At 43.8% G+C, this 23,348-nt stretch carries 19 protein-coding genes; 16 read left to right on the top strand and 3 right to left on the bottom strand.

Features of this window, described 5'->3' with window-relative positions; translation table 11 throughout:
• Positions 1 to 555 precede the first annotated feature (555 nt).
• The 3 genes from NST31_RS09515 to NST31_RS09505 are packed head-to-tail and all read left to right on the top strand — an operon-like array spanning position 556 to position 3,598.
• The gene (locus tag NST31_RS09515) at positions 556 to 1,470 is read left to right on the top strand and encodes a DoxX-like family protein (protein ID WP_077113899.1); all 915 of its coding nucleotides are present in this window, start codon (positions 556 to 558) and stop codon (positions 1,468 to 1,470) included.
• The gene (locus NST31_RS09510) at positions 1,471 to 2,082 is read left to right on the top strand and encodes a DUF4166 domain-containing protein (protein ID WP_339165242.1); all 612 of its coding nucleotides are present in this window, start codon (positions 1,471 to 1,473) and stop codon (positions 2,080 to 2,082) included.
• A gap of 46 nt (positions 2,083 to 2,128) precedes the next feature.
• Entirely contained in the window at positions 2,129 to 3,598 is a 1,470-nt protein-coding gene (locus tag NST31_RS09505) for a YndJ family protein (RefSeq protein ID WP_339165241.1), read from the top strand.
• Between the two features lie 161 nt (positions 3,599 to 3,759).
• On the opposite strand, the gene NST31_RS09500 is transcribed toward NST31_RS09505, so the two are convergent.
• Positions 3,760 to 4,236 (bottom strand): PaaI family thioesterase, encoded by a 477-nt coding sequence (locus NST31_RS09500; protein WP_339165240.1) that lies wholly within the window; start codon positions 4,234 to 4,236, stop codon positions 3,760 to 3,762.
• A 313-nt stretch (positions 4,237 to 4,549) separates the two neighbouring features.
• On the opposite strand from NST31_RS09500, the gene NST31_RS09495 reads away from it, so the two are divergent.
• From NST31_RS09495 to NST31_RS09445, 11 genes are all read left to right on the top strand, one after another.
• A complete protein-coding gene (locus tag NST31_RS09495; RefSeq protein WP_077113895.1) occupies positions 4,550 to 5,488 on the top strand; it encodes a zinc ABC transporter substrate-binding protein in 939 nt (312 codons plus the stop codon).
• A 15-nt stretch (positions 5,489 to 5,503) separates the two neighbouring features.
• Positions 5,504 to 6,250, top strand: a complete 747-nt coding sequence (locus tag NST31_RS09490) for a metal ABC transporter ATP-binding protein (RefSeq protein ID WP_339165239.1) — start codon at positions 5,504 to 5,506, stop codon at positions 6,248 to 6,250.
• 13 nt (positions 6,251 to 6,263) lie between these two features.
• Entirely contained in the window at positions 6,264 to 7,583 is a 1,320-nt protein-coding gene (locus NST31_RS09485) for an iron chelate uptake ABC transporter family permease subunit (protein WP_253191945.1), read from the top strand.
• Positions 7,573 to 8,457: a metal ABC transporter permease gene (locus tag NST31_RS09480; RefSeq protein WP_077113893.1), complete on the top strand. Its 885-nt coding sequence runs from the start codon at positions 7,573 to 7,575 to the stop codon at positions 8,455 to 8,457. The genes NST31_RS09485 and NST31_RS09480 overlap by 11 nt, the downstream gene beginning before the upstream one ends.
• 1,153 nt (positions 8,458 to 9,610) lie before the next feature.
• Complete coding sequence (locus NST31_RS09475; RefSeq protein ID WP_077113892.1) at positions 9,611 to 9,964, top strand: Na-translocating system protein MpsC family protein; 354 nt, start codon at positions 9,611 to 9,613, stop codon at positions 9,962 to 9,964.
• A 195-nt stretch (positions 9,965 to 10,159) separates the two neighbouring features.
• Positions 10,160 to 11,476 carry an NCS2 family permease gene (locus tag NST31_RS09470; protein WP_339165236.1) on the top strand — a complete coding sequence of 439 codons (1,317 nt, stop codon included), beginning with the start codon at positions 10,160 to 10,162 and terminating at the stop codon, positions 11,474 to 11,476.
• 53 nt (positions 11,477 to 11,529) lie between these two features.
• Positions 11,530 to 13,299 carry an adenine deaminase gene (gene ade / locus NST31_RS09465; RefSeq protein ID WP_077113891.1) on the top strand — a complete coding sequence of 590 codons (1,770 nt, stop codon included), beginning with the start codon at positions 11,530 to 11,532 and terminating at the stop codon, positions 13,297 to 13,299.
• 369 nt (positions 13,300 to 13,668) lie between these two features.
• Complete coding sequence (locus NST31_RS09460) at positions 13,669 to 14,580, top strand: ABC transporter ATP-binding protein (RefSeq protein WP_339165234.1); 912 nt, start codon at positions 13,669 to 13,671, stop codon at positions 14,578 to 14,580.
• Entirely contained in the window at positions 14,581 to 15,315 is a 735-nt protein-coding gene (locus NST31_RS09455) for an ABC transporter permease (protein WP_077113889.1), read from the top strand.
• A 2-nt stretch (positions 15,316 to 15,317) separates the two neighbouring features.
• Complete coding sequence (locus NST31_RS09450; protein ID WP_339165232.1) at positions 15,318 to 16,442, top strand: sensor histidine kinase; 1,125 nt, start codon at positions 15,318 to 15,320, stop codon at positions 16,440 to 16,442.
• Positions 16,439 to 17,041: a response regulator transcription factor gene (locus tag NST31_RS09445; RefSeq protein WP_339165230.1), complete on the top strand. Its 603-nt coding sequence runs from the start codon at positions 16,439 to 16,441 to the stop codon at positions 17,039 to 17,041. Before NST31_RS09450 ends, NST31_RS09445 begins: the two co-directional genes overlap by 4 nt.
• A 199-nt stretch (positions 17,042 to 17,240) precedes the next feature.
• Here the strand turns inward: NST31_RS09445 and NST31_RS09440 are convergent, their stop codons facing one another.
• Complete coding sequence (locus tag NST31_RS09440; RefSeq protein WP_339165229.1) at positions 17,241 to 18,434, bottom strand: MFS transporter; 1,194 nt, start codon at positions 18,432 to 18,434, stop codon at positions 17,241 to 17,243.
• Positions 18,435 to 18,810: 376 nt separating this feature from the next.
• Between NST31_RS09440 and NST31_RS09435 the strand changes: the two genes are divergently transcribed.
• Together NST31_RS09435 and NST31_RS09430 are read left to right on the top strand one after the other, a co-directional pair.
• Positions 18,811 to 19,494 carry a DUF2071 domain-containing protein gene (locus NST31_RS09435; protein ID WP_339165514.1) on the top strand — a complete coding sequence of 228 codons (684 nt, stop codon included), beginning with the start codon at positions 18,811 to 18,813 and terminating at the stop codon, positions 19,492 to 19,494.
• A gap of 63 nt (positions 19,495 to 19,557) precedes the next feature.
• Positions 19,558 to 21,681, top strand: a complete 2,124-nt coding sequence (locus NST31_RS09430) for an EAL domain-containing protein (protein WP_339165227.1) — start codon at positions 19,558 to 19,560, stop codon at positions 21,679 to 21,681.
• A 428-nt stretch (positions 21,682 to 22,109) separates the two neighbouring features.
• On the opposite strand, the gene NST31_RS09425 is transcribed toward NST31_RS09430, so the two are convergent.
• Positions 22,110 to 23,249, bottom strand: coding sequence for a glycerate kinase (locus NST31_RS09425; RefSeq protein ID WP_339165512.1), 1,140 nt, complete (start codon positions 23,247 to 23,249; stop codon positions 22,110 to 22,112).
• Between the last annotated feature and the right edge of the window lie 99 nt (positions 23,250 to 23,348).

Below are 23,348 nucleotides of genomic sequence, written 5' to 3'. Positions count from 1 at the left end.
AAGTTTTGGTTCGAGAAGATACAGATTGGGATTCGCAACAGGGCGTTTTTGGAACTGCTTTAAGAGAAATAGAGCGATTCCCACCAACATAGCCGTGTTATCGGGCTTTCATGTCTAAATTGTTAAGTAATCAGACGGCGATCCCTCCACTCTTTGATTTTAAACCGATCGAATGCCGGCACCTGTAGAAGAAGTATGGAAAATGACGCAAATCCTAAGCTTCATGGGCAATAGGATTCGCGTTTCCTCTATTACATATTTACCCAAAAAGTCGGAAGATGATCGGCAATCCTTTCGATACGAAAGGCGCTTGGGGTGCGGCGTAAAAGTTTTTGGCTGGGGGGAAAAGCATCGGCACCAGTAAGAATGACGGTTCATAAGCATCTTCCCTGCATTTTGGGACAATATTGGCCATTACAGAAGGGAAAAAGGCTATTGGAAGTATTGCCATCAAATAATGAAACCATTTTTATCACCTAATATGACCAGATGGACAGGAATTTTTCATTATGGGGCGGGATTTATGTTACGTTCATAAAATGAAGGGGGGATTTGGTGAAAGGAAAGCCTATTTATGTGGAAATACCGATTGACGCATCTGTAGAAGAAGTATGGGAAAAGACGCAAAATCCTGAACTTCATGAACAATGGGATTTGCGTTTTTCCTCTATTACATATTTACCCAAAAAGTCGGAAGATGATCCGCAATCCTTTCGATACGAAAGGCGCTTGGGGTGTGGCGTAAAAGTCACTGGCTGGGGTAAAAGTGTCGGCACACATAGTAAGAAGGACGGTTCAAAAGCATCTTCCCTCCACTTTGGGACCGATCAAAAAATATCGCCCATTTCAGAAGGAAAGGGCTATTGGAAGTATGTGCCATCAAATAATGGAACCATTTTTATCACCCAGTATGACTATGAAGGTCGGTTCGGTTTATTTGGCAAGTTTCTCGACCTTTTATTTCGCCCTGCCATGGGATGGGGGACCGCTCTTAGCTTTGATGTACTAAAACGGTGGATTGAACGGGGAGAATTGCCGCGATCACAGTATTTGCGTTTTTTTAGTATTGGCATCATCACCATGTTCTTTTTTTTTATATGGTTATACCACGGCTTGGTACCGAAGATGATTGCAAAACATCCTGAGGAAGTATCCATGCTTTCCAGCTTCATCTCCTTGGAGGAGACTGTTGTTGTAAAATGGGTATGGGTCATTGGGTTATTGGAAGTGTTATTTGCTGTGGTTTGGCTTCTTTATCCAACTAAAAGACATTTATTCGCACTGCAAATGATCATATTTCCAATTTTAACGATCAGTTCCTTCATTGCCAGTCCTTCGCTTTGGTTGGCTCCGTTTAATCCTGTTACTTTTAATGCCAGTCTTTGGGTCCTGTCCATTATTGGTTTTTTATTGGCCAACGATTTGCCATCGGCTTCAAGTTGCAGGCGTGCAAGAAGGGAGGCGGTCTAATTGCCCATTTACAAAGAGCTTTTGGGCAAGGATTTTCATAGACTTCATCCAAAGTTGCAAGAGCGCTATGCACTGACGATTGGCGAACCGTTTCATGGTGTCGGAACGATGGAAAAAATTGAAAAGGGTGCTGCTTGGCTGACTCCTTTGTTAAAAGCGGCCACACGGTGGCACTTTCTTTTTCCTGAAAATGGGGAGGGTATACCTTTTGACATCAAAAATACAAGTCGCTTATTACCGACGGGTGAGGTAGAAATCTATTGGGAGCGCACTTTTTACTTTGAAAAAGTTACTCGTCATTTTAATGCGTTTATGACGATTGATGTAAAACGCAAAATGGTGAAGGATTATGTAGGTGAGCCGCGCTTATTTTATTCGGATTTACGATTTAAGGTGACTCCTGAAGGATACATGCACATTCGTTCTGGTTCTCAACGACTTGTTATGGGTAAATTCGAGATACTATTGCCTCGTTTATTAGAAGGAGTGGTAACCGTTGAGGAAAGATATGACGATGCCCGGGACGTATTTACGATTCAAGTTGATATTCAAAATAAACTTGCGGGAAGGTTGATGGCTTATAAAGGAGAATTTAAGGAGCAATCTGTTTAATTCCATTTCGGTGGCGGGTATATTCTTTTTCATAGCCAGTTGCATTGTGACCCCGAAACCATATTTGTTCATGTTGACTGCTGCCCAGTTGATTTTCATACCCGTGATGCTCCAGCTACTCGTTGAATTAAAGAGGAGACAGGTCATTTTCATTTGGTTTGTTATGCTTTCCCTCGTTTTATTGCAAGTTGTGCCTTCGCGTACAGGGCAGATGCTGCTCGCTTTGGTGTATGTGGCGTTCACCTTTTTTGTGGCTTTTCATGGGCTAAGGCGTTTTTTTAAGCGCGGTTTTACAAACTGGGCAGAAATGTCAATTGATATCGGGATGATGTATTTATTGATCGGCGGCCTCTGGTTTTTCGCTTATGTAACGGGAATTGATACGGGTTTTAGTCCATTGATCACTTGGCTTACAGCTATTCATTTCCATTATTCCGCTTTTTTATTTCCTATATCTGTCGGGTTGTTTGGGCGCCTGCACGAGTCGGGGTGGTATCGACTGATTGTAGCCATCATCTTGGCCGGCCCGATGCTTGTTGCTATTGGCATTACTTTTTGGCCTTTGCTTGAATTTATCTCAGTTATGTTATACATATTTGCTATTTACGGCTTAATCATACTGGCCTTCCGAACACATTTCCCTTTAAAGGTTCAGGCTATTTTGATACGGATCTCTTACAGTGCGCTGGGTGTGACCATTTTATTTTCACTGCTTTATGTAACGAATCACATATTTTGGTTTGCTCGTATTGATTTTATGCTAATATTCCATGGTTTCACGAATTGTTTCTTTTTTGGCATGTTGGGTGTGCTTGGCTGGGTGGTCGCACCACCTAAAACGAGTCAGGCTATTTGGCGTTTCCCCGTTAGCCAAATACGCGGTTCACTAGAAAGTACTGGCGGACAGCGGGCGGGATTGGTGGATAACCTAAGCGACTTTGTACATATCAAAACTTTACCGAAAACGATCGTTGATTTTTATGAACATACAGATCAATATCGGTTATTTGCTTCGGTAAAGTGGTCAACCTGGTTTAAGCCATTAGCCGTCTGTTACAAATTGATCAGTACACAATTGCAGCAATTAAATTTGCCGCTCTCGAGCAAATGGACTGAAATGACATGTAACATATGTGCGGTCGATCCAATGTTGGATGGAAGAAAAAATCCGCGCGCGTGGATTCGCCAGGTGAAGGAAAAAACCGTATTTACAGCCATTTACTCCCAGCATGAAACAAAGGGCAGGACGTATATGAATATAGCGCTTCCTCTGCCCCATTCGTCAATGATTGGTATTTTACAGCTCAAAGCTAGCGATGGCACGCTCATTCTCACAAGCGAGGGTGAAGGAGATCCCGGTATATATTTGGCAATCGGGAAAACACTTTTCAAGCTGCCGTTATCCGAAAACTTCATCATTCAAGAAACACGTGAGGGTAAGCTTGCGGCACATCACAACATGAAAATTTTTGGGATCCCTTTTTTAAAAATTAATTACAGCATTATTCAAAAATAACGGTGGGAAATTACTGCTCAAAGACAATTTTTTTCAAGGAGTTGGAATGAGGTTCCTGTTATCCACAACACGCATTTTTCATGTGGATAACCCATAGGTTCCTTTACGAACATAAGTTGTATTTGTAAAAAAAGCATCCCGTGAAAGGATGCTTTTTTCAGTCATTTTTTAAAAGTATCCGGCATGACGACAGCAACGACTTCGCCTGTTGCACAAACCGTATCTTTCGCAAAAACCTCCACATCTACTTTATATTTCTTCGGATGAATTTCTTCGACCTTCCCGACCGCTTTTAATGGTACGCCTTGCGGGGTTGGTTTCACATATTGAACTTGCAAAGAGGCTGTTACAAAGCGGGGAGGCTCGTGTCCGCTCCCGGGCTCATGGCCATTTTTTCTATGTAAAGCAAGCGCCGCGGAGCCTGTTCCATGGCAATCAATGAGGGAGGCGATCAAGCCGCCGTACACGAATCCGGGTATAGCCATATGTTCTTTTTTTGGCTCATAAATGGTCACTGTTTCTGTTTCTTGCCATCCCGTTCGAATATGGTGTCCGGCCTCATTTAACCTCCCACATCCGAAACAATGGGCGAATTCATCCGGGTAATCATCTTGAATGGCGTGAGTAATATGTTCCATATTGATATCCCCCTTCATTTAAATACGAAATTTTTCTAATTATCATTATACTACATAATAAGATTTGTGGAAGAAATGAACCACCAAATTTCGGAAAGAGATGTGGATAACTCCGGTTCGCGATAACTTTTTCATCATAATAAGGAACTTCATTTTGGACTTATCAACATATCAAAATATATAAAAATTTTCCCTATACCAAAAAAATTGTTGACGGGAAACAGAAGTGTAAAGTAAAGTTTTAGTAACGTTTAATTTTGCCTATGGAAACATTTTGGCGATGAGGAAAATTAATGGAGAAAAGGAGATAGAAATGAAAAGACGATTACTTGCATTAACAGCATTCATTATTCTTGTCTTCATGACAGCATGTTCGGAAGGCAGTTCCAAAACAGAAGCAGAAAAGAAAGGCGAGGGACAAGACAAAATGAAAGTGACTTCCACGACTGCCCAAATTGGGGATATTGTTAAAAATGTCGGCGGAGAGCATGTTGAAGCCGAAAGTTTGATGGGGCCGGGAACAGATCCGCATCTGTATCAGGCGACACAACAAGATATCGGAAAGTTGAATGGCGCGGACATCATTTTCTATAACGGTCTTAACTTGGAAGGGAAAATGGGGGAAATTTTCGAAAAGATGAACAAAGAAAAGCCAACCCACGCGGTCGCTGAAGGGGTTCCTGAAGAGAGCTTGATCCGGGAAGGGGAAGATGCGTTTGACCCGCATGTATGGTTTGATATCGAACTTTGGCAGTATGCAGTGGATGAAGTAGTGAAAGGTTTAAGCGAAGTGGATAAGGATCATGCTGATGAATTTAAAGAGAACGGCGAAAATTATAAACAAGAATTGACGGAACTTGATGCTTGGGCGAAAGAAAGCCTTCATGAAATTCCCGAAAAAAGCCGGGTTCTTGTCACAGCGCATGATGCATTCACTTATTTCGGAAATGCGTACGGCATGGAAGTAAAAGGGCTTCAAGGATTGAGCACAGAATCGGAATACGGAATCAAAGACGTCCAGAACATTGTAAATGTCTTGGTCGAGCGTGAAATAAAAGCGGTATTTGTTGAAAGTTCCATCTCAGAAAGGTCAATCAATGCCGTTGTGGAAGGCGCGAAAGAAAAAGGACATGATGTTGAAATCGGCGGAGAATTGTATTCTGACGCCATGGGTGAGGAAGGAACCGAGGAAGGGACATACATCGGTATGTTTAAGCACAATATCAACACAATCAAGGATGCTTTAAAATAAAGGAGCGACTAAAGGATGGAACCGCTGAAAGTTGAAAATATCACTGTTGCGTATCATAAGAAGCCTGTCTTAATGGAGGTCGGCTTTTCGGTGCCTGAAGGGAAACTGATCAGTATTGTGGGCCCTAATGGCGCGGGGAAATCTACTTTGATTAAGGCCATCTTGGGACTTGTGCCAAGAGCAAGCGGGACAGTTGAAATTTATGGCAAACCGTATCGGAGTCAAAGGAAATTGGTCGGGTATGTGCCACAGCGCGGAGAAGTGGATTGGGACTTCCCGACCAATGCGCTGGACGTTGTGTTAATGGGGCGGTACGGACATGTCGGTTGGGTTAAAAGACCTTCGAAGAAAGATACCGCTTTTGCCGAAGAATGTCTCGATAAAGTAGGTATGTCGGCTTATGCGGGCAGACAAATCAGTCAATTGTCGGGCGGTCAGCAACAGCGGGTGTTTCTCGCTCGAGCGTTGGCGCAGGACGCAACGATTTATTTTATGGATGAACCGTTTGTTGGTGTTGATGCCGCGACGGAAAAGGCGATCATTACGCTTTTGGACGAACTCAAAAGTCAAGGAAAGACGGTACTCGTCGTCCACCATGACTTACAGACTGTCCCGGAATATTTTGATTGGACATTGCTTGTCAACAAACGCTTACTTGAAGCAGGTCCAACAGAAAGTGTGTTTACTGTGGAGAATTTGCAGAAAACATACGGCGGCCGGCTTGCTTTTCTTGAAAAAGGGACAGCATTAGTCGAGCAATAAAGGAGGAAAAATTGTGGCTCAAGAATTGTTGGGATTGCTTATGGATGCCAATACCCAGTGGGTGCTTTTCGGCACCTTGCTGCTTGGAATTGCAAGCGGGGTGCTAGGCAGCTTCGCATTGCTCAGAAAGCAAAGCTTAATTGGAGATGCGATGGCGCATGCCGCATTACCCGGTGTCTGCTTGGCTTTTATGCTGTACGGGGAAAAGTCGATGCCGATTTTTTTATTGGGCGCCGCTTTGGCTGGGCTTTTGGCGACGTACTGTATTCAAGTGATCTCCAAACAATCTCGGATTAAAGAAGACACTGCCATCGGGCTTATCCTTTCTGTTTTCTTTGGATTCGGGATTGTTCTATTAACACGGATTACCCAGTCTCCAGCAGGGAACAAAAGTGGATTGGATGCTTTTATTTTTGGAAAGGCAGCCTCTTTGGTCGGCAGTGATGTAACTTTTATTGCAATATCAGCAATTGTTCTGCTGTTCATTACGGCACTTTTCTTTAAAGAATTTAAGCTGTTGAGCTTTGATCCGCAATTTGCACAAGGCATCGGGATGCCGGTCAAATGGATGAATGGCTTGTTGATGGTCCTCATTGTTGGAGCCGTGGTGATCGGAATTCAGGCAGTTGGGGTTGTTTTAATGTCCGCCATGCTGATCACACCTGCCATTGCCGCAAGATACTGGACGGATAAGCTCAGTACAATGGTGCTTCTATCAGGGGCGATTGGCGGAATATCCGGGATATGCGGCACTCTGTTAAGCACCATGGCGGAAAAAATGGCTACAGGGCCAATTATCGTAGTGGCCGCAACGGTTGTTTTCCTCTTCTCTTTGCTTTGCGCTCCAAGAAGAGGGCTTATTTCCAAAGCTTTAAAACACATTCAAGTTAAAAAACAAACAGCAAAAGAATATGTCATGATTTCTTTATATGAGTTATATGAAAAAACGAATGACAAAAACGTTTATTCATTTACGGTTGAGCAAATCAATGAGCGGCGCCCGTTCGGAACCTATTTTCTCAATCAGGCTATCACACGGTTGGAAAAAGAGGGTTATATAAAACCGGCGGGGGAGAACCGTTATATGCTGACAAACAAAGGATTAACTGTGGCGCATGAATATACATTGAACCATCGTTTGCACGAGGTATATTTAATGCATGAGCGGGAATTCGCTGTTCCGGATGTTGAGGACATTCGCACAGACATGGAGAAGTTGCCTCCTCAAATCATGACAAAGCTCAAAGAAAAATTGAGCCAATATGGGCGTGAACCCATGTTACTGAACAATCAACATCACATAAAAGAGAGGAAGGCCGTAAATGAGCTATGAAGCATGGATTATTTTGACAGGCTCTCTGGTGGGCATTACATGTGGAATCACTGGATGCTTTCTCATATTGCGTAAGATGGCGATGCTTGCGGATGCTATTAGCCATACGGTGCTTCTTGGTATCGTACTCGCTTTTCTCATCAGCCAATCACTTGACGGAATATATATGCTAATAGGCGCGACGGTTGTCGGCTTGTTAACCGCCTTTTTCGTCCAGCTTTTGAATTCAAGTGGCGTACAATCGGACGCGGCGATCGGGGTTGTGTTCACTTCTCTTTTCGCTGTTGGAGTCATTCTCATCTCGATGTATGCCGGCAACGTGCATTTGGATGTCAATCATGCGCTCATGGGCGAGATTACTTTCACCCCATGGGATACCGTCACAATTAATGGCATGAACATCGGTCCGAAAGCTGTCTGGATGCTTGGAACCGTATTATTCATTAATATCTTGATCATCTTCTTGTTTTACAAAGAATTTAAAATTGCGTCGTTTGATCCTCAGATGGCACTGGCGATCGGGATACCTGTCTTGTTTATCCATTACTTAATGATGGGGATGGTTTCCTTGACGACCGTTGCTTCATTTGACAGCGTCGGGGCAATCTTGGTCGTTGCCATGCTCATCGTTCCCGGAGCAACCGCTTATTTGTTAACAGATAAACTGCATGTCATGTTATGGCTCAGTGCTTTAGTGGGAGTTCTCAGCGCGGTCATCGGTTATTACAGCGCCACTTTATTAAATGTGTCCATTGCCGGCGCGATGGCTACTGCCGGGGGACTTATTTTTGCACTTGTTTTCGTGTTATCGCCAACCCATGGCCTGTTATCAAAATGTATGGCCAAAAGAAAAATTCATTCCCCTTCTTTGTAATGGGAACGGTGGAGAAGACGCATTTGTTTTCTCCACCGTTTTTTATAGTATGTGAAGACGGGAGTAACCGAGGACGTCTTGGTGAGTGGTATTCAATAAAATCGCTTGGCAAATTTACGGACTGAGGAATGCGGACTTTCGGCAATGCTTGATGGGTTGGATGAGTCTGAAAACGGGGATGGGGGAAATCTTTTCAATCAAAAGTATATGCAATAGCTCGGTTGAGGAAAAACCCGCTCCTCATGAGGTAAAAACACTGGTATCTGGTCGGTTTGTCCGGTGTAGGCCAGTGAACAAACGATGCCGTGTGGTCCAACCCGACTGGACGAAAAATTCGAACCATTAAAAGGAAACCAGACTGACATGGTATTCCGCGGGAAATTCCGAGGTGCTGAAGCAAGATAGTATGTATCATTTGTACAGCTCACATATTCTTTCTTCACAAAAAATCTCCCACTCCCCATTCCATAGAAACCTCAAGTATATACTTGGCTTCTATTGGTTGATTCGGAGGTGCTTATATGAAATGTATCAATTTCCGACAGAAGACTCTCTCCTCAAGTTTGTGAAAAATGTAGCCTAAAGATAGGTTCGAGATGAATGTCGGTCAGGCATTTGCTAAAAGATGCTCATTTTGATAGTTTTTTATAGCGAAGACTCAATCAGAACAAGTGTTGCTGGTCTTCATCTTCCATTAAAAAATAAAGTGATTTGAAACACATTTTTAGTCACTAAAGCATACATCTATTCCGTACCTATCCAAAAGTTAAAACAATCGGCTGTTCTCGCTTTGTATTCAATCACTTGTTGGTATGATGGCATGATGCTTACAAGGAAGCAGGTAAAGGATTAACTTCCAGTGCATGTTCTAAACAATTTTTCATCTGCCCTATCATCGTAAATAAAAAGTTGATCCAACAAGGGGAATATCGGCATTTCATGAAAATGAGTATTGACTTTTTAAAGTTAGTTTTATAGTATCATACTAACCGAAAGCAATTAAATGCGGAGGGTATGGCTCATTCTTAAGGTGATTTTTCGTTATGCAGTACCTTAACATATACACTTTTGCTGTTCCCTCCATGTATACGGCAATTATAAATGGATGTCGCGATATTTCTCTTAATTAAGGTTGATGATATAAGGTGATAATGTGTATTTGGGAGATACGGCAAACAATAAGAAACAGCTTTACCATATTTATAATGAAGTTTCCAAACAAATATTGGGCGTTGGAACGCTGTCATTAAAAATTGTTGTTGACGATGATACAATCATATTTCGAGCCAAGCATCGACGTGCACAACGCTCTATTATATTAGAGCAGGAGTCGCCGCACCTCAAGAATAAGGTTGATTATCAATTGTCGAATATCTTTAAGACTTGTGTAAAAGAAAAGCTGGAAAAAACGATGGGTTTACATGTTGAGGCCATATTGAGGGATTATGATTCAAAAACGCAATTAGCTTTTACAATTGTTGTACTTAACGACAATCAAATACAATAATCGATCTCTTTTGATCTATTCTTAAGAGAGAGAGCAAGAAAAGTTTCATACAGGTGGCACGATTTTTTGTTTACAAAAAAAGTGCTCTTGTTAGACGAACCGTCTACACAAGAGCGCTTTTTTTCATTTTACCGCGGAAAGGAGAATCGATTCATTTGAAGTATGCAAAGATAAACATCATAGGGAGGTATCGTTTTGAGCAGCTTGAGAACTTCTGCCGAACGTTTGTTTAAGCTATCGGCACATCATACCGATTGGCGAACGGAGACAATTGCCGGATTGACAACATTTGTGACAATGCTGTACGTGTTGGTGGTCGTACCGGGCATACTGGAGGAGGGAGGAATGCCCAAAGGGCCGATTACGGTTGCAGTCATTTTAATGACGGGGCTCACAACGATCGCCATGGGATTTTTTAGTAATCGTCCTTTTGCACTGGCTCCAGGGCTCGGATCGGTGGCTTTTCTCGCTGTCACGCTCGTCTCTACTGAACATATTCCTTGGCAAACAGCCATGGGCATGGTCTTTATCTCAGGTATTCTTTTTTTACTTTTTACAATTTTAGGGTTGAGAAAGCTTATTGTAAGGCTCATGCCGCCGGCGATCAAACTATCTATTGGTGCCGGTGTCGGTCTTTTTATCGCCTTGATCGGCTTTAGAAACGCAGGGCTGGTCGTGGCCAGTGAATCCTCCAATTCGCTCACCCTTGGGGACATTGGCTCACCGAATGCCATTTTGGCGTTATTGGGGTTTTTGATTATGAGTGTCTTGCTGGCGAGAAAAACGAGGGGCCACTTGCTGATTGGCATCGTTGTGACGACCCTTATCGGCATCCCGATGGGAATTACTGAACTTCCAAGCTCTTTTTTTTCCTTGCCGGAAAGCGTTGCCCCTATAGTCATGCAATTAAATATATCGGATGCCATTCAGCTCGCCTATTTTCCATTCATTCTTGCTTTCTTCGTACCTGATTTTTTTTCAACGCTGGGAACATTGCTAGGGGTGGCATCAAAAGGCGGCATGCTTGATAAAGACGGGAATTTGCCACAAATTGACAGGCCGTTCCTCGTGGATGCATCCGGAACTACGTTGGGTTCTTTATTATCCGTTCCGGTTATCACCACTTATGTGGAATCGGCCGCAGGAGTGGAGGCGGGCGGTCGTACCGGTCTCACGGCTGTCACAACAGGTTTGTTGTTTCTGTCTACATTATTTGTCACTCCGCTGATTATGATTATTCCAAAAGAAGCAACCGCCCCAGCACTGATTTTGATCGGGTTAATGATGTTATCGTCCGTCCAAAATGTAAATTTCGGCGATGCGACAGAATCGTTGCCTGCATTCATGACAATTGTTGTGACGATTTTTACCTTTAACTTCGGCAATGGCATTGCCGCGGGTATTATTGCGTTTGTATTGGTAAAAAGCCTATCAGGCCGACACAAGGAAGTCCATCCGGGTCTATACGTATTGCTAATCCCGCTTATCCTTTATTTTGTTACCTTGGCTTGATCATAAGGACATAATCGATTAAACAGGATGAACATGAAAGGAGTACATGAAATATGAATCACTCACGTGAAGCAATTGTTGCTGCAGCCAGAGGGGATAAACAAATGGATCTTGTTATTCGGTCGGTTCAACTTATTAACGTATTTACCGCCGAAATATATCGGGCTGATATTGGGATAAAATCTGACCGCTTTGCGGCCGTCGCCCGTTATGAAGCCGGGCGGCCGCAGTTTTGGATGGAAGGAAAGAAAGAAGTGCATGCTGACGGCTTATATGCGATGCCCGGCTTCATAGACTCACATGTCCATATCGAGAGTACGATGGTTCCCCCTGACATGTTTGCGCGGGCAGTCCTGCGCCATGGCACGACAGTGGCGGTAGTCGATCCGCATGAGATCGCCAATGTGATGGGCGTCGAAGGTGTGAAGTATATGGTGGAAGCGAGCCGGGGGCTGCCAGTCCATATTCTGACGACGATCCCATCTTGTGTCCCGGCTGTTCCAGGTGTGGAAACAGCGGGAGCGGAGTTCAAAGCAGAAGATATTTCTGAGCTTCTCAGTCTTCCCAATGTCGTGGGAGTGGCGGAAATAATGGATTATCCGGGCGTGATTCATCAGCACCCCAGAATGGCGCAAATCGTACAAGCCGGTTTAGAGAAAAATGTACTGAATGAAGGGCATGCTCCAAGGGTGACCGGGCGTCAACTCCAGGCCTATCTTGCTGCTGGCGTAAATTCGGATCACGAATGTCGCAGTGATGATGAAGTGTTGGAGAAGTTGCGTTCTGGCATGATGGTCTACATTCGAGAATCGAGTGTCAGCAAGTTTGCCGATGTAGCAGCCAAAGCGTGGCAAACGGTGCCACATGCGCTGAATATTGCGATGTGTACGGATGACATCGAGCCGAATGACATGCTCCAAAATGGACAGATGAATCGGGTGGTTCGCCGCGCGATCGAGGAAGGTATACCGGCACCATTAGCTATACGGTATGCCACACTTGGAGGCGCCATACGGTTTGGTCTGAAGGAACGAGGGGCGATTGCGGCAGGCAGGTTGGCCGATTTGGTGCTGGTAGAGTCATTAGAAACAATGGATGTTTGCGATGTGTACGTTGGAGGTAAGCAATTCGTGTCTGAAGGAGAGCTAACGACCGACATTACCAGTTCTATACCGCCTTTGCTTAAAAACACTGTTCGCCTTCCCCAGCTAAGTGAAGACGACTTTGTCATACATGCTCCTATTCGTCAGGGAAGCGTAACATTAACGACCATGGAGGTCACATCTAACGGTACGACTGTTCAGGGGACGGTAGAGGCGGAAGTGCATGAAGGGAAAGTTCGGACGCTTCCTCCTGATCATATTTTCGTATCAGTGACAGGACGCCATGGGCAAGGGAAGAAACCATTCGTGGGCGTGTTGAAAGGAGCGGGACTGAAGGATGGCGCCTATGCTACCACTGTGGCACATGACAGCCACAATCTTGTTGTCGTTGGTACAAATGCGGCTGACATGTTGCTTGCCGCAAGAAGTTTGGAAGCGTGCGGAGGCGGGTTATGCCTTGTGCGAGGGAAGGAAGTAATAGCGAAGGTAGAGCTTCCGGTCGCAGGATTAATGGCTCCGGAACCAGTTGAGCAGCTTGCGCCAAAAGTGGGTTATTTTTCAAAGAAAGCATTGGAAATGGGAATTGCGGTCGGTAGAAGGGCGCCTGCCATGGCACTCTCTTCTCTAGCGCTTACAGTCACTCCGCACATTAGAATTACAGATAAGGGATTGATTGATGTGGAACAGCAGAAGCTGATTCCATTAATTCAATCGTCCTAAAAAGTATGTGCCTCGAAAGCATTTTAATTCAACATCTTTGTTTGATAAATCGAAGGTCTAGCAGTCTTTCTCTTTATAAAAATAGAAATCGATCTATCTGCTCTTATTTGTTCTGCGAAGCAAATAAGAGTTTTTTTATGTCTCCCAAGGACACATGCGAGTGAGAGCCATTTTATAAACCTCTATTGTGATCGAATTGCTAGGCTTTCTCATTCAGTATGGACAAGCTAGATTGTCGCCGTTTACATAAAGTCATCCCTTTCCTTTAGTCAGTTAAGCGCTCTCATGACATTTGTCACTTAAAGCCATGACAGAAGCTACTGATAAACCTGAAAGCCACAGATTACAATAAAGGTAAGATAACCGGGGGTGAGGGATTTGAGTACGATTGTTGAAGTGGATGGATTAGTAAAAGAATTCAATGAGAAAAGAGCAGTAAATGGGGTTTCTTTTACGATTCAAAAAGGTGAGGTAGTGGCGATTCTGGGGCCGAATGGGGCAGGCAAAACAACGACGCTGCTGATGCTGCTCGGCTTGCTTCGTCCGACAGAAGGGAAAGCGGCTATTTTTCATAAAGATCCGAAAAGTAAAGCGGTTCGGGAAAGAATAGGTGTCATGCTCCAGGAAGTGAGTTTGATGGATGGTTTGAAGGCGAAGGAATTGATTAAGCTATTTAGAGGATATTATCCCACCCCGCCGCCGATGAATCATCTCATTCAGTTGACGGGGCTTGAAAAGGGAGATTTGGAAAAGCGGACGGAAAAATTGTCGGGCGGTCAAAAGCGGAGAGTGGCTTTTGCTTTGGCCTTAGCAGGCAATCCGGATTTATTGTTTTTTGATGAGCCGACGGTCGGGATGGATACTTCGTCACGCCGGATATTTTGGGAAACCGTCAAAGAACTTGCCCGGGAGGGGAAAACGATTATTTTTACAACGCATTATTTACAGGAAGCGGATGATTATGCGGAGAGAATGATTTTATTTAAGGACGGCCATATTATCGCAGACGGAAAAACGGCAGAGATTAAAAAGAAAATGACGAAACAATCTGTCTCTTTCGTTGCTGGCGAGGATATTTCCAAAGAACGTTTTCTCAAATTGTCTTTCGTTACAGAAGTGACTGAAAAAGAAGGGCGCATGCACATCGTGACGGATGATACGGACTCTGTTTTGTCCATGATTTATAAGGAAAATCTGCATGTGAAAGATATTCGAGTGGAAAAAGGAAGGCTAGAAGAAGCCTTTGAACAATTGACTAAATCACAAGGGGAGGCTGTCTAAATGAATATATTCATACAACAAAGCAAGGCGGAAATGCTGCGGATGTTCCGTAATCCTTATTATATTTTTTGGTCGCTGACCATGCCAATTTTATTTTATTTCGTCTTTACAAAAGTAATGAATGTAACAAAAGATGACCCTGTATTGAATGCCCACTTTCTCATGTCGATGACGGCATTCAGTGTGATGGGAAGTTCGATTATGACGCTGGGAATCCGGTTGGTGGAAGAAAGAGCGCAGGGGTGGACGACTTTTATGCGGGTTACTCCCCTATCAAGCTATACGTATTTTGCCGCTAAAATTGTCGGCCAGACAATTGTTCATGTGTTTTCGATTCTGGTGATTTTTACAGCGGGAGCTCTGGTTAACAAAGTTACCCTTTCAGTGGGAGAATGGCTTTTGAGTGGCGGGTGGATATTGCTTGGTTCGCTTCCTTTCCTATGGTTGGGTGTTTTAATCGGCACGATGAAAAGAGTGGATACGGCCGTTGGCGTAAGCAATATCCTTTATATGGGCTTGGCGATTACAGGCGGCATGTGGATGCCGATCGACATAATGCCGGAAGTGGTTCAATGGATTGGTAAATCCCTTCCCGCTTTTCACTTTGGGAACGGCGCTTGGTCCATCATTCGGGGAAATGCGCCTGATTGGATGAATATTGTCATGTTAGCAGCTTACCTCGTTTTGTTTATGATATTATCTACTTATATAAGAAGGAGACAGGAAGCGGTGTAAAAATGAGCAGGACCTTCGAAATTTTTCCGAAAAGGTACGGATTTTTTCCATATATTTTCTTAATATATTTGATGATGCCGGCTTATTATATATCCCGAACGGAAGGCTGGAAAGCGCTACTGGGCTGGGGACTGCTTTTGCTTTTTCTCATCACCTACAGACAGTTATACATCCAGCTTGACACGCAAAAAACATTCACGTTTTGGTTGGTTGTGCAAATCATTACGATGATTTTTTTAACCTTATGGTACAGTCCATATCATCTCTTTTTGGGATTTTTTTCGGCTCATTTTATTGGATGGTTTAAGCATAAAAAGGAATTTTATATAGGCTTAATAGGACTGGCCACAGCCTTGGCGATCGGTGTGGCCATATCAATCGTTCAAGGGATTAACACTTTATACTTTCTGCCGTTTGTCGCCATTATGCTCGTGTCGCCGTTTGGCCTTCGTTCCATGAACAAGTCAATGGAGTTGGAGAAGCAGCTTGACGAAGCGAATGAGCAAATAAGGGTATTGATTAAGCGAGAGGAAAGGGTCAGAATTGCCAGGGACCTGCACGATACTCTCGGTCATACACTTTCCCTTATTACACTTCAAAGCCAGCTTGTACAACGGCTCTCTGAAAAAGACCCGATTCGCGCGAAGGCGGAGGCGAAAGAAATAGAAATCACGTCTCGATCAGCATTGCGCCAAGTACGGGAGCTTGTTTCCAGTATGCGGGCCATTACGATTAAGGAAGAGCTGGCGGATATGCAGCGGATTATCAATGCGGCCGGAATGCAATTTATCGTAAAAGGGGAAGAGGATGTTGCGGACATCCCGCTTTTGCAACAAAATATTTTGGGCATGTGCCTGAAAGAAGCGGGGACCAATATTGTGAAGCATAGTAAAGCGAAACATTGCACCGTCTATATTGAAAGAGGTCGTGGCAAGATAACGATTACGGTGCAGGATGACGGGGTTGGCATCGATCAACAGAACATGAATGGAAATGGATTGAGTGGCATGAAGGAAAGGTTGAGTTTGATTGATGGAAAATTAACTATTCAGTCCAATGCCGGAACGACAGTCAAAATGCAAGTGCCGATTGTCATGAAACAAGATGAGGAGGGGGCAGTCATATGATTCGCATTGTGATTGCGGAAGACCAGGGGATTCTCAGGGGAGCACTCGGTTCGTTATTGGATTTTGAAGACGATATGGAAATTGTCGGACAGGCGGAAAATGGGGAAGAAGCCGTCCGGCTGATTGAGAAGCTACAACCCGATATTTGTTTGCTGGATATTGAAATGCCGCTTAAAAGCGGTCTCGATGTAGCAGATGAGTTGAAGGAAGGCGGTTCGCCCTGCAAGGTGATCATCTTGACCACTTTCGCCAGGCCCGGATATTTTGAAAGGGCGGTAAAAGCCGGTGTACATGGGTATTTGTTGAAAGATGGCTCTGTCAATGATTTGGCGGAATCCATAAGGAGGGTGATGCGAGGAAAGCGGGAATTTGATGATGAGCTTGTCATGAACTCATATCGCCAAGATAATCCGTTAACGAAGCGTGAACAGGAAATATTAATGCTGGCGGCATCCGGGAAGACGGCAAAAGAAATTTCCAGCGAGTTGTTTTTGTCTTCGGGAACAGTACGGAATTACATGTCTGAAATCTTTCAAAAGCTCAATACGAAAAATAAAATTGAAGCCATCACCTTGGCGAAAAAAAAAGGCTGGATCTAAACGCTCACGTTTCGGATGTTTTTGTTTCTTGGCTACGGCTGCTTTTACCATGTATTGTGGGACATTGCATCCGCTCTTCCTTGGGTCAGGATCGGCCTGAACCCGGCACTTTCCCTACCACTCCTTAAAGTCCGGATTGCGGCCTCTGAACAGGAACTTACACTGAAGCCACTGCCCCATTCACTTCATATCGCTGCGCTTAAACACTTTCTGCTTCGTTCATCACCTTTTCGGTTTGTTTCCTCGGCTTCAGGTACAGAGTCAATAACAGCACAACGCAAACAAGTGCACCAGAAAGCAAGTAAATCGCTTCATAGCTATAGGAAGCGGCGATGATACCGAATATATAGGATCCTGCGGCAATTCCCACATCGTAAAACGTGTAAAAGGTGGCGGTCGCATATCCGCTCCGCTTGATATTTGTTGACTGAATGGCAAGCGTCTGCAAGCTTGGAATAAGTGCGCCGTAACCCAGACCAACGAAAGCACCCGCTAATAAAAACATTGTGCCAGAGTGCATTTTGGCCAATACAACAAATCCCATCATAAATAAGATCAATCCCGGGAAAAGAATATAGTTGGGCCCCTTTATATCAAATAATCTCCCAGTAAATGGCCTTGCCAGCAACATGACAACGGCAAATACTAGGAAAAATGTACTTGTTAAGCCCAGCAAGCTTTTACTCTGAGCATAGATCGACAAATAGGATAAAATGCTTGCATAGGATAATCCGATCAAACATGCAAGAAATGCGACAGGAATCGCTTTTGATTCAAAAATATCATTAAATGAAAACTTCTTTTTCGTTTTCACTGGTTTAAACTGGCTTTTGTCGGGGATCGATAAGGACAAAAGCGCACCAACGATCATTAACAGGCTGAGTATGATGAATAATGCATCAAATGAGTATGTTTGGATGAGGAACAGGGCAATAAGCGGGCCAAGCACGACGCCCAAATTCGTAGACATTGTAAAATAACCGAGACCTGTTCCTCTTCTTGCCGGAGGGACAAGATCAGCCGCAATGGCTCCGCACGCTGTTGTCACAACGCTGAACCAAATTCCATGTATAAAACGGAGAACAAGCAGCCACTGGAATGGTTTTATAAAATAATAGGCGATTGTGCAAAGCAAATAGAAGCCGAGACTCATCCATAACATTTTTCTTTTGCCGGCAGTGTCCAACATTTTTCCGGTAAACGGCCGGACGATGATAGCGGACAGCAAAAAGATCGACATTAATAAGCCCGCCTCTTGATCGGTTTTATTTAAGGCCCCAACAGCGTAAAGTGGCAATGTAGAGACCAATCCATAAAAAATGATAAACACGGATAAATTTGAACAAAATAAACTGATAAAAGGCTTCGTCCATATTCGGTATTTCTTTTTCAATCTATCTACTTCCTTTCATATACAGGCTGTCTAACAGCACCAGCATCCATTATACTTAGGGACACGAAATTTGTAAAGAAAAATACCAAAAAATGGAAATGATGTTTGATCGGTCTCTGAAAGGAAAACGTCCTCACATAATCAACAATAATCTCTTGGATTATGGCGTTTTTTCACTCTGTCCGTTGCCGCAAACAGATAGGAAATATTGGTAAGTGATTCCTACTCCTTATGAATCAGCCAAATAGGGTGTATGGCAAACTATTCGCGGGAATACATAAGAACAGAAGTATGTGGAAAGGAGCGCTCTTGATTGTATGATGAGTTTTTAGAAACGTCCCAACGTCCGTTTCCTTTACCCCAAACTCGATGGCTTATGACACAAACATGGCATAACTTGCTATTTTGCCACTGGCCTGTTTCATCAAGGATTTTGAGAAAGCATGTCCCGTCTACTTTAGATATCCATTTATATAATGGAACTGGCTGGATCGGCATCATCCCCTTTCAGGTAACAAATGCGAGGATGCGGGGTTTGCCTTCACCTCCCTTTATTCACTCCTTTCTGGAAATGAATGTAAGGACATATGTGACTTATAAAGGGACGCCCGGCGTTTACTTTTTTAGTCTGGATGCCAATAAGCGGATTCCTGTTTGGGGTGGCCGGCTGGGAGCTTCTCTTCCTTATCGGCATGCTTCGATTGAAATGGAAGAAGAGGGAAATACGCTCCATTTTCGAAGCAACAGAAAGAAGGAGACATTTTCTGTCAGTTATGAACAGGCTACGGATTTTTTTATTCCGCAGGAAAACAGCTTGGCGTTTTGGCTATATGAAAGATACTGCTTTTTTACGGAGATAGGAAATCATTTATATAGAGGGGATATTCACCATGACAGATGGCGGATAAGCGAAACGAAGGCTCTCATTCATCAGAATACGATGGCTTCCTTTTTGCCAAGGACTTATTTTCATGACGAGCCGCTTGTGCATATTACCAAGGAAAAGCGGTCTTTTGCCTGGGCTTTGACAAAAGCGTTTCAGAAAGAACGAAAATTTTGACATAGTTGCCATGATATGATCAAATCAAATCAAGTAAAATATTAGGATTGGGGCATTGTCATTATGGATCAAGAAAATAACGTTCAAATTCTCGAAATGTTGCATGGACAAACAACTGATGGAGTCGTAAAGGAACTCGCCGATATTAAGTATGCTCTTGATCAATCTTCAATCGTGGCAATAACGGATAAAAGAGGCACAATCATATATGTTAACGATCTGCTCTGTAAAATTTCCAAATATGAACGAGAGGAGTTGATGGGGCAGGATCACCGGATTCTCAATTCAGGCTTTCACCCAAAGGAATTTTTTAAAGACATGTGGAGAACGATCGGTTCTGGGCAGGTTTGGCACGGGGAAATTAAAAACAAGGCCAAGGATGGCACGTATTATTGGGTTGATACGACGATTGTTCCCTTTTTGAACGATCAAGGAAAGCCGCACCGTTATATTGCCATTCGCAATGATATTACGCTTCGAAAGCAGATGGAAGAAAGTATTCGGAAAAGTGAAGAAAGATACCGTTTAATCACCGAAAACTCGCTTGATCTAATTGCCACGATTGATCCGGAAGGCAATTTTTTATATGTATCGCCCTCTCACCAAGCGGTAGTTGGAATGGACAGGTCACAACAAAAAAGCGGCAAATTATATGACTGGATTCATCCGGAAGATCGGGATCTTGTTAAAAATGAGGTGCGAAAGCTTGTCGATAAACAGAAATCTTCCTCCATTATGGAATTTCGTTTACAAGCCGCGAACGGTAAAGTTATTTTTGCCGAGACAAAAATAAGTGCGATAACGAATGAGGGCGGTTTAATCAAGAAGCTGTTATTCGCAACGCGTGATATGACCGATCGAAAGAACTGGGAACAAAAGATTTACCATTTGGCGTATCATGATACGCTAACGGATTTGCCAAACCGCAGGCTCTTTATGAACAATTTGGATAAGGCTATTTCCAGTCTGAACAAACAGGAAAAACTCGCTATTTTATTTATTGATTTGGATCGGTTTAAATATATTAATGATTCCTTTGGACATGATATGGGCGACTATATTTTGATTGAGGCCGCCCAGCGTATCAAACAAGCCCTTAGATCAACGGATTTGGTCGCGCGCCTGGGCGGGGATGAATTTACCGTCATACTTCCTCAAATCGAGGATGTAGAAATGGTAAAAGCGATCGCGGAAAAGATTCAACAAAAGTTTAAGGAACCTATTCAAATACCTGGGGAACAATTGTACCTTTCGTGCAGCATCGGCATCGCTTTATATCCGGAAAATGGGCGGAACGCGGATGACTTGCTAAAGAGGGCAGATACCGCCTTGTACACTGTCAAGGAGCGGGGAAGAAGCGGTTTTGCCTTATTTAAGCATGAAATGGAAGAGAAGTCGCTTGAGCGAATTATGCTGGAAAATGAATTGACGAAAGCTGTGAAAGAGGAGCAATTTCATCTCGATTATCAGCCGAAACTTGATTTTTCCAACAATGAATTAATTGGAATGGAAGCTCTCGTCCGTTGGAACCATCCCGAGCTTGGGATGATCCCGCCGAACAAGTTTATTCCAATCGCCGAAGAGACCGGTTTAATTATTCCAATTGGCGAGTGGGTGATTCGGGAAGCGTGTAAGCAAAACAAAAGTTGGCAGGACCTGGGCTATCCTCCGTTAACCATCTCGGTGAATATATCTGTCCGTCAGCTGGAGCAAACAAATTTACTTGGCACTATTCAGCAAATTTTGGCTGAAACGGGACTCGATCCCCAATGGCTGGAAATAGAAGTAACTGAATCCATTCTTTCAGACTTGGAAAATGCGGCGGACATCTTGCAAAAAATCCGAGATTTTGGCGTTCAAATTTCGATAGATGATTTTGGAACGGGATATAATTCCTTTAGCTATATTAAACATCTTCCCATTGATACGGTAAAAATCGATTCTACGTTTGTCCGGGATATTCAAAACAGTGAGGAAAGCCAAGCTATCATTGAAGCCATTTTAGTGCTGGCGAGAACACTGGGCATCAACGTCGTGGCGGAAGGGGTAGAGAGCAAAAGTCAGCTTCACTTCCTCGAAAAAGAAGGCTGTAATCAAGGACAGGGTTATTTGTTCAGCAAGCCGGTGGCGAGCGATGTGTTTGAACGGTATTTAAAAGAAAGGAAATTGTTGTTATCAAACGTTTAAAGGTATACAAAAGGGAAGGCGGTGGCTCGCTTTCCTTTTTTGATTGTACCCGGGCGCTTCATTTTATAAGTGCGTTTGGTCAAGCTTTTGCCTGTCTATACGAGTGTTGAAAAATTTTGTTGATGTGTGGAAGTACATTTGATTGAGCACATAATTTTCCAGGTCTGAATAAGCAGCCTCGTTGTATCAAATTTCGTTTCTTGTCGTGGGGGATGTCCAGGTTGTATTTTTTAAAATGAAGAGAAGGGCATCCAAAGCCGAGAAATCGCCTAATTGGACGCCTTTTAACTTCCATCGGGCCTGATGACTTTTTTTTCGGTTATTCCTTCAGATGTATGAGAATCTTACAAGTGAAAAATCGGGTAGACATTTTTTAGATAGTCCCATTTTTTGTAAGAAGAAGCGACCCTACATTATATCCGCCCTATTTATGTACTTTTATCATAAAAATACGTGCGGCAAACTTGTTCCGCGGTTATTTCCAATAACGGTCGCGCCTGCTGCATTGCACTTTCCAAGTCCATCGGCCGGTTCAGAATGCTAAAAATCCCGATGACTCCATATTGGTAAAGCGTCTCTATGCCTTTGCCTACAGTGCCGGCAAGAATAATGGTTGGAACATGATGCTCTTTTGCTGTTTGGGCGACTCCCATCGGTGTTTTTCCATATGCTGTTTGAAAATCGACCTGTCCTTCCCCCGTGATCACAAGGTCGGCTCCTTTCAGGTGTTCACCCAGTTTAGAATAGTGAAGAACGACATCCACTCCTCTTTTTATGATAGATGGAAAAAAAGCTTGAAAAGCGCCTCCGATTCCTCCGGCAGCACCAGCACCCGGCATATTATGCATCCTGACACCTGTAGCCTGTTCTACGACATCCGCCCAGCGGGTCAAGTTTTGGTCGAGTATTTGCACCATTTCATCTGTCGCTCCTTTTTGCGGCCCGAACACATGGGAGGCGCCGTTCTTTCCTATAAGTGGATTTTCAACATCAGAGGCAATTAAAAAGCGGCTTTCAGATACGCGTTTGTCAAAGCGCTCCATTTGAATGTCGTGAATTTTGCCTAAAGCTCCTCCTCCCCAGCCGATTTCCTTTCCGGACTTGTCCAATAATTGCATACCGAGTGCTTGAAGCATTCCGGCTCCGCCATCGTTTGTGGCGGAACCGCCGATCGCCAATACGAACTTCCTGTATCCTTCTTCCAGTGCCCTTTTAATTAATTCTCCAGTGCCAAACGTTGTTGCAGCCAAGGGGTTTCGTTCGGAAGAATGGATTACATTTAGGCCGGATGCGCAAGCCACTTCAATGATGCATGTTTCTTTGTCGCCCAGCACACCGAAAAAAGCCTCGACGGGTTTGCCTAAAGGGCCTGTAACCGTAACGGGCACTTTATGGCCGTTGGTGGCTGCCACAAGGGTTTCCATCGTGCCTTCTCCGCCATCGGCGACGGGAATTCGCTTGGTTTCCGCCTGGGGAAATACATTCTTTATCCCTTTTTCAATGGACAGCGCTGCCTCTATGGCTGTAACGCTGCCTTTAAATGAGTCGGGGGCGATTACGATCTTGATTTTTCATCACTCCATTATGGAAAGGGTCATTTGCTTGTGCTTGCTATTATACTACCTTTGATGGAAGGAATCATAAAATTCGCATATTTTTTTCCGGAT

Source organism: Siminovitchia sp. FSL W7-1587 (genome assembly GCF_037963795.1).
Lineage (GTDB): Bacteria > Bacillota > Bacilli > Bacillales > Bacillaceae_C > Siminovitchia > Siminovitchia thermophila.
This window is presented reverse-complemented; position numbering and strand designations above follow the sequence as displayed.

What these genes read in the sequence shown, in the direction of transcription:
- NST31_RS09480 (WP_077113893.1), top strand. Translation starts at nt 7,573, where the DNA reads ATGAGCTATGAAGCATGGATTATTTTGACAGGCTCTCTGGTGGGCATT.
- NST31_RS09430 (WP_339165227.1), top strand. Translation starts at nt 19,558, where the DNA reads ATGGATCAAGAAAATAACGTTCAAATTCTCGAAATGTTGCATGGACAA.
- NST31_RS09500 (WP_339165240.1), bottom strand. Translation starts at nt 4,236, where the DNA reads ATGGAACATATTACTCACGCCATTCAAGATGATTACCCGGATGAATTC.
- NST31_RS09435 (WP_339165514.1), top strand. Translation starts at nt 18,811, where the DNA reads ATGACACAAACATGGCATAACTTGCTATTTTGCCACTGGCCTGTTTCA.
- ade (WP_077113891.1), top strand. Translation starts at nt 11,530, where the DNA reads ATGAATCACTCACGTGAAGCAATTGTTGCTGCAGCCAGAGGGGATAAA.
- NST31_RS09490 (WP_339165239.1), top strand. Translation starts at nt 5,504, where the DNA reads ATGGAACCGCTGAAAGTTGAAAATATCACTGTTGCGTATCATAAGAAG.
- NST31_RS09455 (WP_077113889.1), top strand. Translation starts at nt 14,581, where the DNA reads ATGAATATATTCATACAACAAAGCAAGGCGGAAATGCTGCGGATGTTC.
- NST31_RS09445 (WP_339165230.1), top strand. Translation starts at nt 16,439, where the DNA reads ATGATTCGCATTGTGATTGCGGAAGACCAGGGGATTCTCAGGGGAGCA.
- NST31_RS09495 (WP_077113895.1), top strand. Translation starts at nt 4,550, where the DNA reads ATGAAAAGACGATTACTTGCATTAACAGCATTCATTATTCTTGTCTTC.
- NST31_RS09450 (WP_339165232.1), top strand. Translation starts at nt 15,318, where the DNA reads ATGAGCAGGACCTTCGAAATTTTTCCGAAAAGGTACGGATTTTTTCCA.